Origin of the sequence: Xanthomonas sp. BRIP62411 (assembly GCF_003993525.1) — a bacterium.
Lineage (GTDB): Bacteria > Pseudomonadota > Gammaproteobacteria > Xanthomonadales > Xanthomonadaceae > Xanthomonas > Xanthomonas euroxanthea.
Genome location: NZ_QEZI01000011.1, coordinates 206,759 through 220,888, shown reverse-complemented (window position 1 = coordinate 220,888; position 14,130 = coordinate 206,759). Strand labels below are relative to the sequence as shown.

The following is a 14,130-nucleotide window of genomic DNA, read 5'->3' as shown; positions in this document are numbered from 1 at the left end:
CGATCAGTCTATCCGCCTACTAGAACGCACAGGGTTGTTGTGATCGCCATCACTTTTTTCTCACAAACCAGCCCTATATTCGGCTCGACACATGACGTAAATCACGTTACTCGACGCTACAGACGTTTCCCGCATTTGCGGTGTGCATTCTTCCCCCACCCGAGCGCGCGCTGTCGCGTCCGGTTCGAAGTTGCAATCACCGAAGGAGTTTGAATGGACGCAACGCGTTCGGTCCTGCTTGCCTCCAATTACGAGGCATGGCCAGAGGCCTTCAATGGGCAGGCGTATGCGTTGCTCAACGTGGTCCGCAGCCTGGAACACGCGCAGTTGCTGTGTCCACCCGCGGCCGAGTACACCCGCGGACGCGGCGTCAATCCCGGCGTGTCGTATCTGCTCAACGAACTCACACACCGTGGCGTGTCTGCGCTGCAACGGCTGAGCGGGCGGCCTGCGCTGTCCAACGCACAGCCCCGGCTGGTCGAACAGGACCATGACCTGTTCTTCTACGTGTGCCAGTTCCCCAGGGAATTGGGCACACTGGCCCGCATCAAGGGATGGCGCGAGCGCTGCCGTACCCGCGTGGTGTATCTGCTGGAAACCTGGCCGGAATTGCTGGACTCGCAGAAGGCCGAGTTGAAACTGCTGGACCAGTTCGACCATGTCTTCGTGCTCAACGCCAGTTGCGTCGATGCGCTGCGCCGCTACACCAGCACCCCGGTGTCGTTTCTGGCCAGCGCCTGCGACACACTGCTGGCGACGCCACTGCCGCGGCCGCCACAGCGCTGCATCGATGTGGTCAGCATCGGCCGGCGCATGCCGCAGGTGCATGCGCACTTGCTGGCACATGCACAGGCCAACCCCGATTTCTTCTATCTGCACGATGTGCTGCGCGGCGGCGCGGTGCAGGACTGGGCGGCACATCGGCTGCAGTCGGCCGCCATGATCAAGCGCGCCAAGTTCTTCATGGCGCACGATTTCGTGGTCGACACCCAGGGATTCTTCAAGGGTGTGAAAAAACAGGCGCTGGCAACACGCTATTTCGAAGGTGCCGCCGGCGGCGCGGTGATCCTCGGCTCCGCGCAGGCATGTCCGGAATTTGCCCAGTACTTCGATTGGGAAGACGCCGTGATCAAGCTGCCGGCCGATGGCGCGGAGATCGGCCCGTTCCTGCGCGATCTGGAGCAGCAGATCGAGCGCCTGGAGCGTGCCCGTCTGCACAACGCCGTGCAGTGCCTGCGACGGCACGACTGGGCACACCGGTGGGCGCAGATCCTGCAGACGCTGCAGTTGCCGCCCCCGCCGCTGATGGCCGAGCGCCTTGCCATGCTCGACAACCTGGCCACGATGGCCGAACAGGCCGCCTGCCCGCCGGCGATCGCGCTGAGCATGACCGCCTAGCGCCTTATCGCACTGCGCCGCGACCAGCGGCGCCTCAGTTCAAGGATCAGCAATGAAAGCAGTCATTCTGGCAGGCGGCCTGGGAACGCGCATTTCCGAGGAAACCGCCATCCGCCCCAAGCCGATGGTGGAGATCGGCGGCAAGCCGATCCTCTGGCACATCATGAAGATCTACGCGCACCACGGCATCCAGGATTTCATCGTCTGCCTGGGCTACCGCGGTGAGGTGATCAAGGATTTCTTCATGAATTACCACATGCGCGAATCCGACGTCACCTGCGACCTCGGCAGCAACACCACCACCTTGCACAACACCCGCGCCGAGCCCTGGCGCGTGACGCTGGTCGATACCGGCGCACAGACCATGACCGGCGGCCGGTTGCGCCGCGTGCGCGAACATCTGCGCGAGGAGGCCGCGTTCTGCATGACCTATGGCGATGGCGTGGCCGATGTGGACATCACTGCCGCCATCGCGCTGCACCAGCGCGAAGGCCGCATGGCCACGGTCACCGCCGTGCAACCGCCCGGCCGCTTTGGCGCCCTGCGGGTGGAAGGCGAGCAGGTCACCGGATTCCGCGAGAAGCCGCTGGATGGCGATGGTCTGATCAACGGCGGTTTCTTCGTGCTCGATCCGCGCGTGATCGATGTGATCGAGGGCGATGCCACCGTGTGGGAGAACAGCCCGCTGGAAACGCTGGTCGATCGCGACGAGCTGAGCGTGTATCGCCACGACGGCTTCTGGCAGCCGATGGACACGCTACGCGACCGCAATCATCTCGAAACCCTCTGGTCGTCCAATCGCGCGCCCTGGCGCGTGTGGGAGTAACAACATGCGTATTCTGATCACCGGCAACATGGGCTACATCGGCCCGGTCGTGGCCGCGCATTTGCGTCAGCGCTATCCGCAGGCCTGGTTGGTCGGGCTGGATCGCGGCTGGTTCGCGCACTGCCTGTCCGACCCACGCCGCCTGCCGGAAGTGGTGCTGGACCAGCAATGGTTCGGCGACGTGCGCGATCTCACCGCGCAGCAGCTGCAGGGCTTCGACGCGGTGGTGCACCTGGCGGCGATCTCCAACGATGCGATGGGCAAGCGTTTCGAGCTGGTCACCGATGCAATCAACTGCCGCGCCAGCGTGGCGGTGGCGCAGGCGGCCGCGCAGGCCGGCGTGGGGCACTTCGTGTTCGCCTCCAGCTGCAGCGTGTATGGCGCCGCCGCCGATGGCACGCCACGGTCGGAAACCAGCGCCATCGCACCGCTGACGGCGTATGCGCATTCCAAGATCGATACCGAGCGTGCGCTCGCACAGCTGGACACCGACATGGTGATCACCTGCCTGCGCTTTGCCACCGCCTGCGGTGCCTCGCCGCGTCTGCGGCTGGATCTGGTGCTCAACGATTTCGTCGCCAGCGCAGTGGCCAACGGCACCGTGGAGGTGTTGTCCGATGGCTCGCCCTGGCGGCCGTTGATCCATGTGCGCGACATGGCGCGCGCCATCGACTGGGCCGTGAGCCGTACACCCGCGGCCGGCGGGCAGTTCCTGTTCGTCAATGCCGGGTCGGAGCGATGGAACGTGCAGATCCGCGATCTGGCCCATGCAGTCGGCGTGGCGATTCCCAGTGCGCACGTTGCAATCTCCACCAGCGCGCCGACCGACAACCGCTCCTATCGCGTGGACTTCTCCCTGTTCGAACGCCTGGCGCCGGAACATCAGCCGCAGGAAACCCTGCGTTCGACCATCACCGAGCTGCGCGACGACCTGCAGCGTGCCGGGTTCAACGATGGCGACTTCCGCCAGCGGTCGGACTTCATTCGTCTGCGCATCCTGCAGCAGCTGGTCGACACAGGCGCCCTGGCACCGGATCTGAGGGTGGCGGCATGATCTTCCACCCCACCCCGCTGGCAGGCGCGTTCGTGATCGAGCCGCAGCAGCGTGGCGATGAACGCGGCTGGTTCGCACGCGTGTTCTGCACCCAGGAGATGGCGCAGGCCGGCCTGGTCGATCAGTTCGTGCAGGTCAACAACTCGTTCAATGCGCAGGCCGGCACCCTGCGCGGCATGCATTACCAACTGCCGCCCGCCGCCGAGGTCAAGATCGTGCGCTGCACCCGTGGCGCACTATGGGATGCGATCGTGGACCTGCGCCCGGATTCACGCACGTATCTGCAGTGGTACGGCATTGAATTGACTGCCGACAATCGCCTGGCCCTCTACGTGCCGCGCGGCTTTGCGCATGGCTTCATCACCCTGCAGCCGCAGACTGAGGCGTTCTACTTCGCCAGTGCGATGTACACGCCGCAGGCCGAGCGCGGCTTGCGCTGGAACGATCCGCGCCTGGGCGTGCAGTGGCCGCTCGAACCACAGCTGGTGTCCGACAAGGATGCCGCCTGGCCGGACTTCAACGAACACCAACACGGCATCCCCACCCTTGCCGGACTCACCCAGCGGGAGCGCGCATGAACATCGATCGTCTATTGCAGGCCCGTGCTGTCGAAGGCCGCCCATTGCGTGTCGGCCTGTACGGCGCCGGCTTCATGGCACGCGGCATCGTCAACCAGATCGCGCACTCTGTGCCGGGCATGCGGGTGTCGGCGATCTGCAACCGCAGCGTGGACAAGGCACTGGAGGCCTACCGCCAGGCCGGCCAGCACGCGCGTGTGGTGGATGGCGCCGGCGAGTTGAAGCGCCAGATCGCTGCCGGCATTCCTGCGGTGACCGACGACCCCGCACTGTTGTACGAATGCGATGGGCTGGATTGCCTGATCGATGCCACCGGGGCCATCGACTACGGCGCGCGCATCAGCCTGGGCGCCATCGCCCATGGTCGCCACATGGTCACGATGAATGCCGAACTCGACGGCACCGTCGGCCCGCTGCTCAAACGCAAGGCCGACGCGGCCGGGGTGATCTTCAGTGCCTGCGATGGCGACCAGCCCGGCGTGCAGATGAACCTGTACCGGTTCGTACGCTCGATCGGTCTGACGCCGCTGCTGTGCGGCAACATCAAGGGCCTGCAGGACCCGTATCGCACACCGGCCACACAGGCCGGTTTCGCCGCGAAGTGGGGCCAGGACCCGCATATGGTCACCAGTTTTGCCGACGGCACCAAGATCAGCTTCGAGCAGGCGATCGTGGCCAATGGCACCGGCATGTCGATCCTGCAGCGCGGCATGACCGGCCATGAGCATCGCGCACATGTCGACGAACTGACCCGGCGCTACGACATCGAGGCCCTGCGTGCGGTCGGCGGGGCGGTGGATTACGTGGTCGGCGCCCTGCCCTCGCCCGGCGTGTTCGTGCTGGCCAGCCACGACGATGCCAGGCAGCAGCATTACCTCAATCTCTACAAGCTCGGCGAAGGTCCGCTGTACAGCTTCTACACGCCGTACCACCTGTGCCACTTCGAGGTGCCGCTGTCGGTGGCGCGGGTGGTGCTGCTGGGCGATGCAGTGCTGCAACCCCTGGGCGCGCCGCTGGTGGAAGTGATTGCCACCGCCAAGCGCGACCTGGCCATCGGCGAAACCATCGACGGGCTCGGCGGCTACATGAGCTACGGCCAGTGCGAGCGCGCCGACGTCACCGCAAACGCAAGGCTGCTGCCGATGGGCGTGGCCGAAGGCTGTGTGCTCCGCCATGCGGTGCCCAAGGACCAGGTGCTGACCTACGACGACGTGCAGTTGCCGGCCAATCGCCTGATCGATCGCCTGCGTGCCGAGCAGGCCAGCGTCTTCGCCGACGCTGCGGAACTGGCTGCCTGAGCGCGCAGACAGCGGCCTGCGGCCGCGTGCCGATGCCGCAGCCTATGGCCGTGCTGCCTGCCCGTCCCACCATCGGCGTGCTGCAGGCCGGGCGTGCGCTGGCCGCCACGATGGTGGTGCTCAGCCACAGCGTGCTGCCCACCACGCACCTGGTGCAGCCGTTACCGGCATGGCTGGCCGCGGCGCTGGCGCACGGCTACCTGGGCGTGGATTTCTTCTTCGTGCTGTCGGGTTTCATCATCTACTACGTCAACCATGCCGGTGCGGACACGCCGGGCTGGAGCCGCGATTACGCCGGCAGCCGTCTCAGCCGCATCTATCTGCCGTACTGGCCGGTGGGGATCGCGCTGGCGCTGGCCTATACGCTGCGGCCCAGCCTGGATGATGGCGACACCGGCTGGTCATGGCTTGCCACGCTGACCCTGCTGCCGGTCGGCGGGCAGTCTGCATTGGGCGTGGCGTGGACGCTGGGCTACGAGCTGGTGTTCTACGCACTGGCGTGGCTGTTCTTCCGCAGCGGGCATCCGCTGCGCTGCGCGCTGCTCTGGGCGGGCCTGACGCTGCTGCATGCCGCCGTTGGCGCGCCGTTCGCGCAGCCGGTGGAGCTGTCCTGGCGGGCGTTGCTGCTGCATCCCATCACGCTGGAATTCGTGTTCGGCATGCTGGCGGCACGCGCGGTCTTGAGCGCTGCACCGTGGATGGTGTGGGTCAGCCATGCAGTTGCGGTGGTCGCGTCCGCGTGCTTCGTGCTCGATGGCATGCAACGCGTGCATTCGCCGCTGTTCGGCCTGGCGCTCGCCGGCGCAGTGGTCGGCCTGGTGCGCGCGGAGTGGCGTGGCTGGCTACGTATCGGCCCGGTGCTGCTGTTGCTCGGCAATGCGTCGTATGCGATCTACCTGGTGCACATGCCGCTGATGTCGCTGGTGGCACGCACCACGCGGCGGATGGGGCCGCTGGCCACCTGGCCGGTGAACCTGCTGCTCAGCGTAGGCGCCGCACTGCTGCTCGGCGTGCTCTATCACCTGTGCTACGAGCGCATCGCGTTGCGGCATGCGCGCCGCCTTCTGCGTTGAAACGTCACGATGCCGCCGCGCGTGGATTGGCGCGCGCGGCGGTCCGCAGGTCGCGCTCAGCCCACTGCCTGCTCCAGCAACTTGCCGACGCGATCGTCGCACTGCGCTGCCGCCTCGGATAAGGCAGCGCCCACCAGCAGCAGGGTCGGCAAGCCGGGCAGCATTGCCGCAGCGGTAATCCCCAGCTCGCCCAGCGTGGTGAGCCGGCGTTGCTGCTCGGGCCGGGTGGCGGCCTGCACGATGGCCGCCGGCGTGCTGGCCGGCAGATGCACCAGCAAGGCGCTGGCCAAGGCCTCGGCACGCCGCAGGCCCATGTAGATGCCCAGCGTCGTGCCGCTGGCGGCCAGTGCGCCCCAGTTCGGTTCGCCGTGATCGTGCGTATGCGCGGTGACGAACGTGATGCCATGGCAATGGCTGCGATGGGTCAGCGATACCTCCAGCGCGGATGCCGCGGCGAATGCGGCACTGACGCCGTTGATGATCTGCACGCCCACACCGGCGCGGCGCAGGAAGCTGATCTCCTCGCCGGCGCGCCCGAACAGCAGCGCATCGCCGCCTTTGACGCGCACCACGCGCAAGCCCTGCAAGGCGTAGCGTCGCATCAGTCGGCAGATGAAATCCTGCGGCGTCGAGCGGCAACCGCCACGCTTGCCGACCCGGATCACCCGCGCCTGTGGCGCGAGGTCGACGATCTGCGGGTTGGCCAGATCGTCCAGCAGCACCACTTGCGCGGCCGCCAGCGCCTTGACCGCCTTGACGGTGAGCAGGTCCAGATCGCCGGGGCCGGCGGACAACAACACCACATCGCGTACGCAGGAAGGAAGGACTGACATGAGAAGGTCTCGCAGGATGTGGAGGTCAGGAAGGCCGCTCAGGCGTGCCGTGGTTGCCGGCACAGCCGGGTGAGTTGCGGGACACAGGAGCCGCAGACCGTGCCGCAGCCCAGGCGTTGCTTGAGCTGGGGCAGATCGGCACCGTCGTCGATGGCGGCATGGATCGCAGCAGTCGAGACCTGCATGCAGCTGCAGACGATCGGGTCGCTGGGCGCGCCCTGCGTCTGCGCAAATACCGCCAGCCGCGGACCACGCCACGGCAGGCCCGCCAATGCGGTGCGCAGTAATGCCTGGTTGGCCTCGCTGGGCTGCGCCGCGGTGAGCAGCAGGCCGTCGATATGGCTGTGGCCATCCTGCATGCGCCAGCCCACACGACGCATCAGCCCGCGGCGCAGGTCGCGGTACTCCAGCACGTCTGCGCCGGCCGGCAGCTGCAGTGCCGCAACCAGACGATCGAGCCAGCCGGCATCCGGGGCGCACTCGCAGGCCGCATGCAAAACCGCCCAGTGCCCGCCGGCCCCGGCCAGCGGCTCGGCATGCAGCCGCAGCGATGCATAGCCGCAATCGCGCAACAGCGGCTGCAGCGCCTGCTGCAGGGCCAGCGCATCGCCGCGCCGCGCCGCCAGCAGATGCCAGCCGAACACCGCCTTCTCCACCCGCACCGCCGCATGCTTGAGCTCGGGCTGCTGCGAGCGCGCGTCCACCGCCGGGCTGCTGACTTCGTTGATGCCGCCGCTGGACAGGTGCTGCCCGCTCCAATGCATCGCGGCAAACACGGTGCCCGAGCGCAGCTCGTCGGAGAGTTCCAGCGGCAGCACCAGCGCACCGCGCTTGCTGGCGATCTGCACCAGCTCGCCAGCGACCAGGCCGCGTCGCGTCGCATCGTCCGGATGCATGCGCAAGGCCGGTTCGGGGCTATGCGCAAACGCTGCCGGTACGCGTCCGCTGCGCGACATGCCATGCCATTGATCGCGCAGCCGTCCGGTCAGCAGCCGCATCGGGAAACGTGCCGAGGTCGGCTCGGCCACCTTGCGATACGGCGTGGCGTGGAAGCGCGCGCGCCCGTTGCCGGTGGCGAACACGCCGTCGGTATAGCGCCGTGCCTGCCCGTGTGCGGCGCCGGCAGGGAATGGCCACTGCTGCGGCCCGCCATCCAGCATCGGGTAGTCCAGCCCGCCGATATCCAGGTCACGGCCCACCGTCAACGCGCGATGCTCGTCGAAGATCTGCGCGGCGCTGTCGAACCCGAACAGGCCTGTGCCGCTCGCTGGTGCAAGACGCGCCTCGAGCCGGCGCGCCACTTCACTGGCGATCCACCAGTCCGCGCGCGCCTGGCCCGGCGCGTCCACCGCCTTGCGCACGCGGGTGATGCGACGCTCGGAGTTGGTCACGCTGCCGTCCTTCTCGCCCCAGCTGGTGGCCGGCAACAGCACGTCCGCATATGGCACGGTGTCGGTGCCGGAGAACGCGTCCTGCACGATCACCAGCTCGGCCTGTTCCAGTGCGGCGCGAATGCCATCCACCTCCGGCATCGAGTGCACGGGGTTGGTACACACGATCCACACCGCCTTCAGGCTGCCGGCACGCAGGCGCTCGAACAACTGCACGGCCGGTGTGCCGGCCGTGGCACTCAGCCGGCCGGCCGGCAGATGCCACAGGCGTTCCAGCTCCGCACGGTCCTCGGCATTGCCGATCTCGCGATGCGCCGCCAGCATCGTCGCCATGCCGCCGACCTCGCGCCCGCCCATCGCATTGGGCTGGCCGGTCAGCGAAAACGGGCCCGCCCCCGGCTTGCCGATCTGCCCGGTCGCCAGATGCAGGTTGATCAGGGCCAGGTTCTTGTCGGTGCCCTGCGCGGACTGATTCAGGCCCATGCAGTACAGCGACAAGGCCGCCGGGCTGCGCCCGAACCACTCGGCCGCCTGCACCAGGTCCTCATGCGAGATGCCGCAGATCTCGGCGCTCATGCGCGGGGTGTATTCGCGCAGCAGGTGCTTGAGGGCGTCGAAGTCCTCGGTATGGGCCGCAACGAAACGCGCATCCACCAGACCCTCCCAGATCAGGTGATGCAGCATGCCGTTGAACAGCGCAACGTCGGTTCCGGGCTCGATCGCCAGGTGCAGGTCGGCCATGGCCGCGGTGTCGGTGCGACGCGGGTCGATCACGATCCAGCGAATCCCGGGATTGCGCGCGCGTGCATCTTCCAGGCGGCGAAACAGCACCGGATGCGCATACGCCATGTTGCTGCCGGCAAACAGCACGGTCTGCGCCAGCTCCAGATCCTCGTAGCAGGTCGGCGGGCCGTCGGCGCCCAGCGCCAGCTTGTAGGCGGTGACCGCGCTGGACATGCACAGGCGCGAGTTGGTGTCGATGTTGTTGGTGCCCAGCAGCCCCTTGGCGAGCTTGTTGAAGACGTAATAGTCCTCGGTCAACAACTGCCCGGAGAGATAAAACGCCACCGCATCCGGGCCATGCTGCTCGATGATCGCCGCCAGCTTGCCGGTGACGTGGTCGAGCGCCTGATCCCAGCTCACTACCGCCCGCGGCGCCTGCCGATGACGACGCAGTTCGGGCGCGAGTACGCGCCCCTGGGTGCTGGCGACGGTCTGCGGCAAGGCCAGGCCCTTGCTGCACAAGCGGCCATGATTGGCCGGATGCAGCGGGTCGCCTTCGATCCCGACGATGCGTTCGCCAGTGGCATCGTGCTCGCTGTGGATCAGCACCCCGCAGCCCACGCCGCAGTAGCAGCAGGTCGAACGCGTGATGCGGTGCATCGGCGCGGGCGTCTGCGGCGGCACCGCCTCACCGGTCAAGGGTCGCTGCTGGCCGTCGCTCATGCGGCCGGCTCGGCGACGGCATCCGGCAGCGATACCGGCTGCAACACGATCCACACCGCATCGGCCTCCACCTTGACCGGGTAACGCGGCGCGCAGCCCACATCCGGCGCGCAGGCCTGGCCGCTCTGCAAGGCAATCGCCCAGCCGTGCAACGGGCAGGTCACCGTTTCGCCGGCCACGATGCCTTGCGACAACGGCCCGCCCTTGTGCGGGCAGCGGTCGCGCAACGCAAACACCTGGTCGTTAGCGGTGCGGAACAGGGCGATCGGCGCAATGCCGTCGACTTCGAGCACGCGCGCGCCCAATGCAGGCAGGTCCTGCAGCGCACACACGCGGGTCCACGGGGTCTGCTGCATGTTCATTCCTCCACCGTCGCGGCCGGCGCGGCGATGCGCAGCGGTTGGTACTCCTGCCGACGTTCGCCGGCGATACGCGCCTTCCACGGATCGACCAGGCCTTCCAGCGAATACAGCAGGCGCTCGTACAAGGCACGCCGGTTGACCGGGTCGTCCACCACCTGTGCGCGGATGTAATCCAGCCCCACCCGTGCGATGTAGTGCACGGTGCGATCCAGGTAATACGCCTGCTCGCGATACAGCTGCAAGAACGCACCGGTGTATTCGCGCACGTCCTCGGCGGTGCTCACCTTGACCAGGAAGCGGGCCACCTCGGTCTTGATGCCGCCATTGCCACCGACATGCAGCTCCCACCCCGAGTCCACCGCGATGATGCCGACATCCTTGATGCCGGATTCGGCGCAGTTGCGCGGGCAGCCGGATACCGCCAGCTTCACCTTGTGCGGGCTCCACATATTGGCCAGCATGGTTTCCAGGTCGATGCCCATCTGCGTGCTGTTCTGGGTGCCGAAACGGCAGAATTCGCTGCCCACGCAGGTCTTCACCGTGCGGATCGACTTGCCGTAGGCGTGGCCGGAGGGCATGCCCAGATCGCGCCACACATCCACCAGGTCTTCCTTCCGGACCCCAAGCAGATCGATGCGCTGGCCACCGGTCACCTTGACCATCGGCACGGCGTACTTGTCGGCGACATCGGCAATGCGGCGCAGCTCGCCCGCATTGGTCACCCCGCCCTTCATCTGCGGAATCACCGAGAAGGTGCCGTCCTTCTGGATGTTGGCGTGCGCACGCTCGTTGATGAAGCGCGACTGCGGATCGTCGATGGCCTCGTGCGGCCAGCTCGACAACATGTAGTAGTTGATCGCCGGCCGGCAGGTCGCGCAACCATTGGGCGTGCGCCATTCCATGAAGGCGTAGGCCTGCGCATGGGTCAGCAACCTGTGCTCGCGAATGGCGCGACGCACCTCGCCATGGCTCAGATCGGTGCAGGCGCAGACGGCCTTGGTTTTCGGCGTTTCCTGGAAGTTGGAACCCAGGCAGTTCATCAGGATCTGCTCGACCAGCCCCGTGCACGAGCCGCAGGAACTGGCCGCCTTGGTGTGCTTCTTCACCTCATCGACGGTGAACAGCCCCTGCTCGCTGATGGCCTTGACAATCGTGCCCTTGCACACGCCGTTGCAGCCGCAGACCTCGTCGCTGTCGGCCATCGCACTGGCGCGGTCCTGCCCGCCGGTGCCGGCATCGCCGAGTGCGCTCTCGCCGAAGATCAACTGGTCGCGCTGCGCCTGGATCGGCGTGCCGTCCTTGAGCAGCTTGAAGTACCAGCCGCCATCGCTGGTGTCGCCGTACAGGCAGGCACCGACCAGCACATCGTCGCGGATCACCAGTTTCTTGTAGACCCCGCCGGCCGGATCGGACAGCACGATCTCCTCGCAGCCATCGCCGCCCATGAAATCGCCGGCCGAAAACAGGTCGATCCCGGTGACCTTGAGCTTGGTCGAGGCCACCGAACCGCGGTAGATGCCGATGCCGAACTGCGCCAGGTGATTCGCGCACACCTTGGCCTGCTCGAACAACGGTGCCACCAGGCCATACGCAATGCCACGGTGGTTTGCGCACTCGCCCACTGCGTACACGCGCGGATCGAAGCTCTGCAGACTGTCATTGACCACGATGCCGCGCGCGCAATGGATGCCGGCTTCTTCGGCCAGCCGCGTATTCGGGCGGATGCCCGCTGCCATCACCACCAGATCGGCCGGGATCTCGCTGCCATCGGCGAACTTCACGCCAACCACGTCGCCCTGCGCATTGCCCAGCAAGGCACTGGTCGCGGTACTCAGCCTGAACTCCAGCCCGCGCGCGCGCAGTGCCTGCTGCAGCAGATTGCCGGCCACCGGGTCGAGCTGGCGCTCCAGCAACCACCCGGCCAGATGCACCACGGTCACGTCCATCCCGCGCAGCTTCAAGCCATTGGCCGCTTCCAGGCCGAGCAGGCCGCCACCGATCACCACCGCATGCTGCTTGCTGCGCGCGGTCTCGATCATCGTGCGCGTGTCCTGGATATCGCGGTAGCCGATCACACCGTTCAAATCGTTGCCGGGGATCGGCAACACGAACGGCACCGAACCGGTGGCGATCAACAAGCGGTCGTATTCCGCCTCGGTGCCATCGGCGGCGATCACGCGGCGACGTACCCGATCGATGCGCGTGACCTCCTTGTTCAAGTGCAACTGGATGCCGTTGTCCCGATACCACTGCAATGGATTGAGCACGATGTCGTCGAACTCCTGCTCGCCGGCCAGCACCGGCGACAGCAGGATGCGGTTGTAGTTGGGGTGCGGCTCGGCCCCGAACACGGTGATCTGGTACATGCCCGGCATCAGCTTGAGCAGTTCCTCCACGGTACGGATGCCGGCCATGCCATTGCCGATGACGACGAGTCTGGGTTGCTTCATTGCCTGGATTCCTGTCGACATGTCAGACCCGCGCCGCGCCGGCGCTGGACCATTCGCTGCGCCACTGCGTCTTGACCCCGGCCAGCAACGCCCAACCACCGAGTGCGAACGCAGCGAACACCCACATGCCGATCGCGTAGCTGCCGGTGTGCTGCTTGAGCACGCCCAGGCCCGCAGCCAGCGCAAACCCGCCGATGCCGCCGGCCATGCCGATCAAGCCGGTCATCACGCCGATGTCCTGCGCAAACCGCTGCGGTACCAGCTGGAACACCGCGCCATTGCCGGCGCCCAGGCACAACAAGGTCAGCACGAACAAGGCCAGCGTCACCATCGCACCGCCCGCACCGACACCTGCGATGCCCACCAGCGCAGCCACCAGGAGATAGACGGTGAGCAAGGCACGCGTGCCGCCAACGCGGTCCGCAATCACGCCGCCCAACGGGCGCATCACCGACCCCGCCAGCACGCAGGCAGCGGTCGCCCAGCCCGCAGTGCGCGCATCGAAGCCGAACTGGTCGTGGAAGTAGCCCGGCAACGCGCTGGCAAACCCGGAGAAACCGCCAAAGGTCACCGAATAGAAAAACATGAAGCGCCAGGCATCGCGGTTGCCCACCAGCACGCGGCCGTAGTCGGACCAGCGCTTGCGTGCGACCGGTGCCGGCGCCTCCTTCGCAATCAAGACAAAGACGATCAGCGTCAGCAGCAACGGGATGCATGCCAGTCCGAATACATTCTGGTAACCGAACGCCAACGCCAGCATCGGTGCGAACAACGCCGCCAGCACCGTGCCGGAATTGCCCGCACCGGCAATGCCCATCGCCGTGCCCTGATGCTCGGGCGGATACCAGCGCGAGGCCAGCGGCAGCGCAACCGCGAACGAGGCACCGGCAATGCCGAGCAACACGCCCAGCAGCAACACCTGCCCCATGCTGTGCACGCCGAACTGCCAGGCACCAAACAACGACGCGATCACCGCAAGCTGTGCGGCAACGCCGGCACGCTTGGCACCGATACGGTCGGCCAGCATGCCCAGCGCCAGCCGCAGCACGGCGCCGCACAGGATCGGCACCGCCACCATCAGGGCGCGCTGCTGCGTATCCAGTCCCAGCGATTGCGCAATCGGCACCTGCAGCGGACCGAGCAGATACCACACCATGAAGCTCAGGTCGAAATACAGGAAGGATGCGAACAAGGTGGGCGTGTGCCCGGATCGCCAGAACGAGCGCTGCATAGAGACCTCTTCGAATGCGATGGCCAAAAAAAACGGCGCCCCTCCGGTAAAACCGGAAGGACGCCGTTGTCCTGGATGCGTGCGGATCTCCGTTGATCCGCTGCATCGTGTGCGTGTTGTTGCAGGTACGCCGTTGCACCTGCACGTGAGTGCCAAGCAATCAACGTGCCAACTTGCGCACCCGGGCATC

The 14,130-nt window shown here is 66.7% G+C and carries 11 protein-coding genes; 6 read left to right on the top strand and 5 right to left on the bottom strand.

The window, feature by feature from the left end; genetic code table 11:
* Nucleotides 1-213 precede the first annotated feature (213 nt).
* From EO139_RS09035 to EO139_RS09010, 6 genes are read left to right on the top strand one after another with little or no spacing between them, the layout of a single operon-like run.
* Complete coding sequence (locus EO139_RS09035) at nucleotides 214-1,398, top strand: glycosyltransferase (RefSeq protein WP_104582632.1); 1,185 nt, start codon at nucleotides 214-216, stop codon at nucleotides 1,396-1,398.
* A gap of 52 nt (nucleotides 1,399-1,450) precedes the next feature.
* Nucleotides 1,451-2,224: a glucose-1-phosphate cytidylyltransferase gene (gene rfbF, locus EO139_RS09030; RefSeq protein WP_047125361.1), complete on the top strand. Its 774-nt coding sequence runs from the start codon at nucleotides 1,451-1,453 to the stop codon at nucleotides 2,222-2,224.
* Between the two features lie 4 nt (nucleotides 2,225-2,228).
* A complete protein-coding gene (locus EO139_RS09025) occupies nucleotides 2,229-3,278 on the top strand; it encodes an SDR family oxidoreductase (RefSeq protein WP_119131977.1) in 1,050 nt (349 codons plus the stop codon).
* Nucleotides 3,275-3,856, top strand: coding sequence for a dTDP-4-dehydrorhamnose 3,5-epimerase (gene rfbC, locus EO139_RS09020; RefSeq protein ID WP_126970289.1), 582 nt, complete (start codon nucleotides 3,275-3,277; stop codon nucleotides 3,854-3,856). The genes EO139_RS09025 and rfbC overlap by 4 nt, the downstream gene beginning before the upstream one ends.
* Nucleotides 3,853-5,154, top strand: coding sequence for an SAF domain-containing protein (locus tag EO139_RS09015; RefSeq protein ID WP_104648736.1), 1,302 nt, complete (start codon nucleotides 3,853-3,855; stop codon nucleotides 5,152-5,154). The genes rfbC and EO139_RS09015 overlap by 4 nt, the downstream gene beginning before the upstream one ends.
* Nucleotides 5,155-5,198: 44 nt before the next feature.
* Nucleotides 5,199-6,227, top strand: coding sequence for an acyltransferase (locus EO139_RS09010; protein ID WP_126945714.1), 1,029 nt, complete (start codon nucleotides 5,199-5,201; stop codon nucleotides 6,225-6,227).
* Nucleotides 6,228-6,283: 56 nt separating this feature from the next.
* Here EO139_RS09010 and cobA read toward each other — a convergent pair whose 3' ends face one another.
* The 5 genes from cobA to EO139_RS08985 form a co-directional block, all read right to left on the bottom strand.
* Nucleotides 6,284-7,030, bottom strand: a complete 747-nt coding sequence (cobA, locus tag EO139_RS09005; protein ID WP_181116245.1) for a uroporphyrinogen-III C-methyltransferase — start codon at nucleotides 7,028-7,030, stop codon at nucleotides 6,284-6,286.
* Between the two features lie 68 nt (nucleotides 7,031-7,098).
* Nucleotides 7,099-9,897 (bottom strand): nitrate reductase, encoded by a 2,799-nt coding sequence (locus EO139_RS09000; RefSeq protein ID WP_164739797.1) that lies wholly within the window; start codon nucleotides 9,895-9,897, stop codon nucleotides 7,099-7,101.
* A complete protein-coding gene (gene nirD, locus EO139_RS08995; protein WP_126970287.1) occupies nucleotides 9,894-10,259 on the bottom strand; it encodes a nitrite reductase small subunit NirD in 366 nt (121 codons plus the stop codon). The genes EO139_RS09000 and nirD overlap by 4 nt, the downstream gene beginning before the upstream one ends.
* Nucleotides 10,256-12,673: a nitrite reductase large subunit NirB gene (gene nirB, locus EO139_RS08990; protein WP_241235945.1), complete on the bottom strand. Its 2,418-nt coding sequence runs from the start codon at nucleotides 12,671-12,673 to the stop codon at nucleotides 10,256-10,258. The genes nirD and nirB overlap by 4 nt, the downstream gene beginning before the upstream one ends.
* 58 nt (nucleotides 12,674-12,731) lie before the next feature.
* Nucleotides 12,732-13,901 (bottom strand): nitrate/nitrite transporter, encoded by a 1,170-nt coding sequence (locus tag EO139_RS08985; protein ID WP_180497010.1) that lies wholly within the window; start codon nucleotides 13,899-13,901, stop codon nucleotides 12,732-12,734.
* Between the last annotated feature and the right edge of the window lie 229 nt (nucleotides 13,902-14,130).

What these genes read in the sequence shown, in the direction of transcription:
- EO139_RS09015 (WP_104648736.1), top strand. Translation starts at nt 3,853, where the DNA reads ATGAACATCGATCGTCTATTGCAGGCCCGTGCTGTCGAAGGCCGCCCA.
- nirD (WP_126970287.1), bottom strand. Translation starts at nt 10,259, where the DNA reads ATGAACATGCAGCAGACCCCGTGGACCCGCGTGTGTGCGCTGCAGGAC.
- nirB (WP_241235945.1), bottom strand. Translation starts at nt 12,673, where the DNA reads ATGGCCGGCATCCGTACCGTGGAGGAACTGCTCAAGCTGATGCCGGGC.
- EO139_RS09000 (WP_164739797.1), bottom strand. Translation starts at nt 9,897, where the DNA reads ATGAGCGACGGCCAGCAGCGACCCTTGACCGGTGAGGCGGTGCCGCCG.
- rfbC (WP_126970289.1), top strand. Translation starts at nt 3,275, where the DNA reads ATGATCTTCCACCCCACCCCGCTGGCAGGCGCGTTCGTGATCGAGCCG.
- rfbF (WP_047125361.1), top strand. Translation starts at nt 1,451, where the DNA reads ATGAAAGCAGTCATTCTGGCAGGCGGCCTGGGAACGCGCATTTCCGAG.
- EO139_RS09035 (WP_104582632.1), top strand. Translation starts at nt 214, where the DNA reads ATGGACGCAACGCGTTCGGTCCTGCTTGCCTCCAATTACGAGGCATGG.
- EO139_RS09010 (WP_126945714.1), top strand. Translation starts at nt 5,199, where the DNA reads ATGGCCGTGCTGCCTGCCCGTCCCACCATCGGCGTGCTGCAGGCCGGG.
- EO139_RS09025 (WP_119131977.1), top strand. Translation starts at nt 2,229, where the DNA reads ATGCGTATTCTGATCACCGGCAACATGGGCTACATCGGCCCGGTCGTG.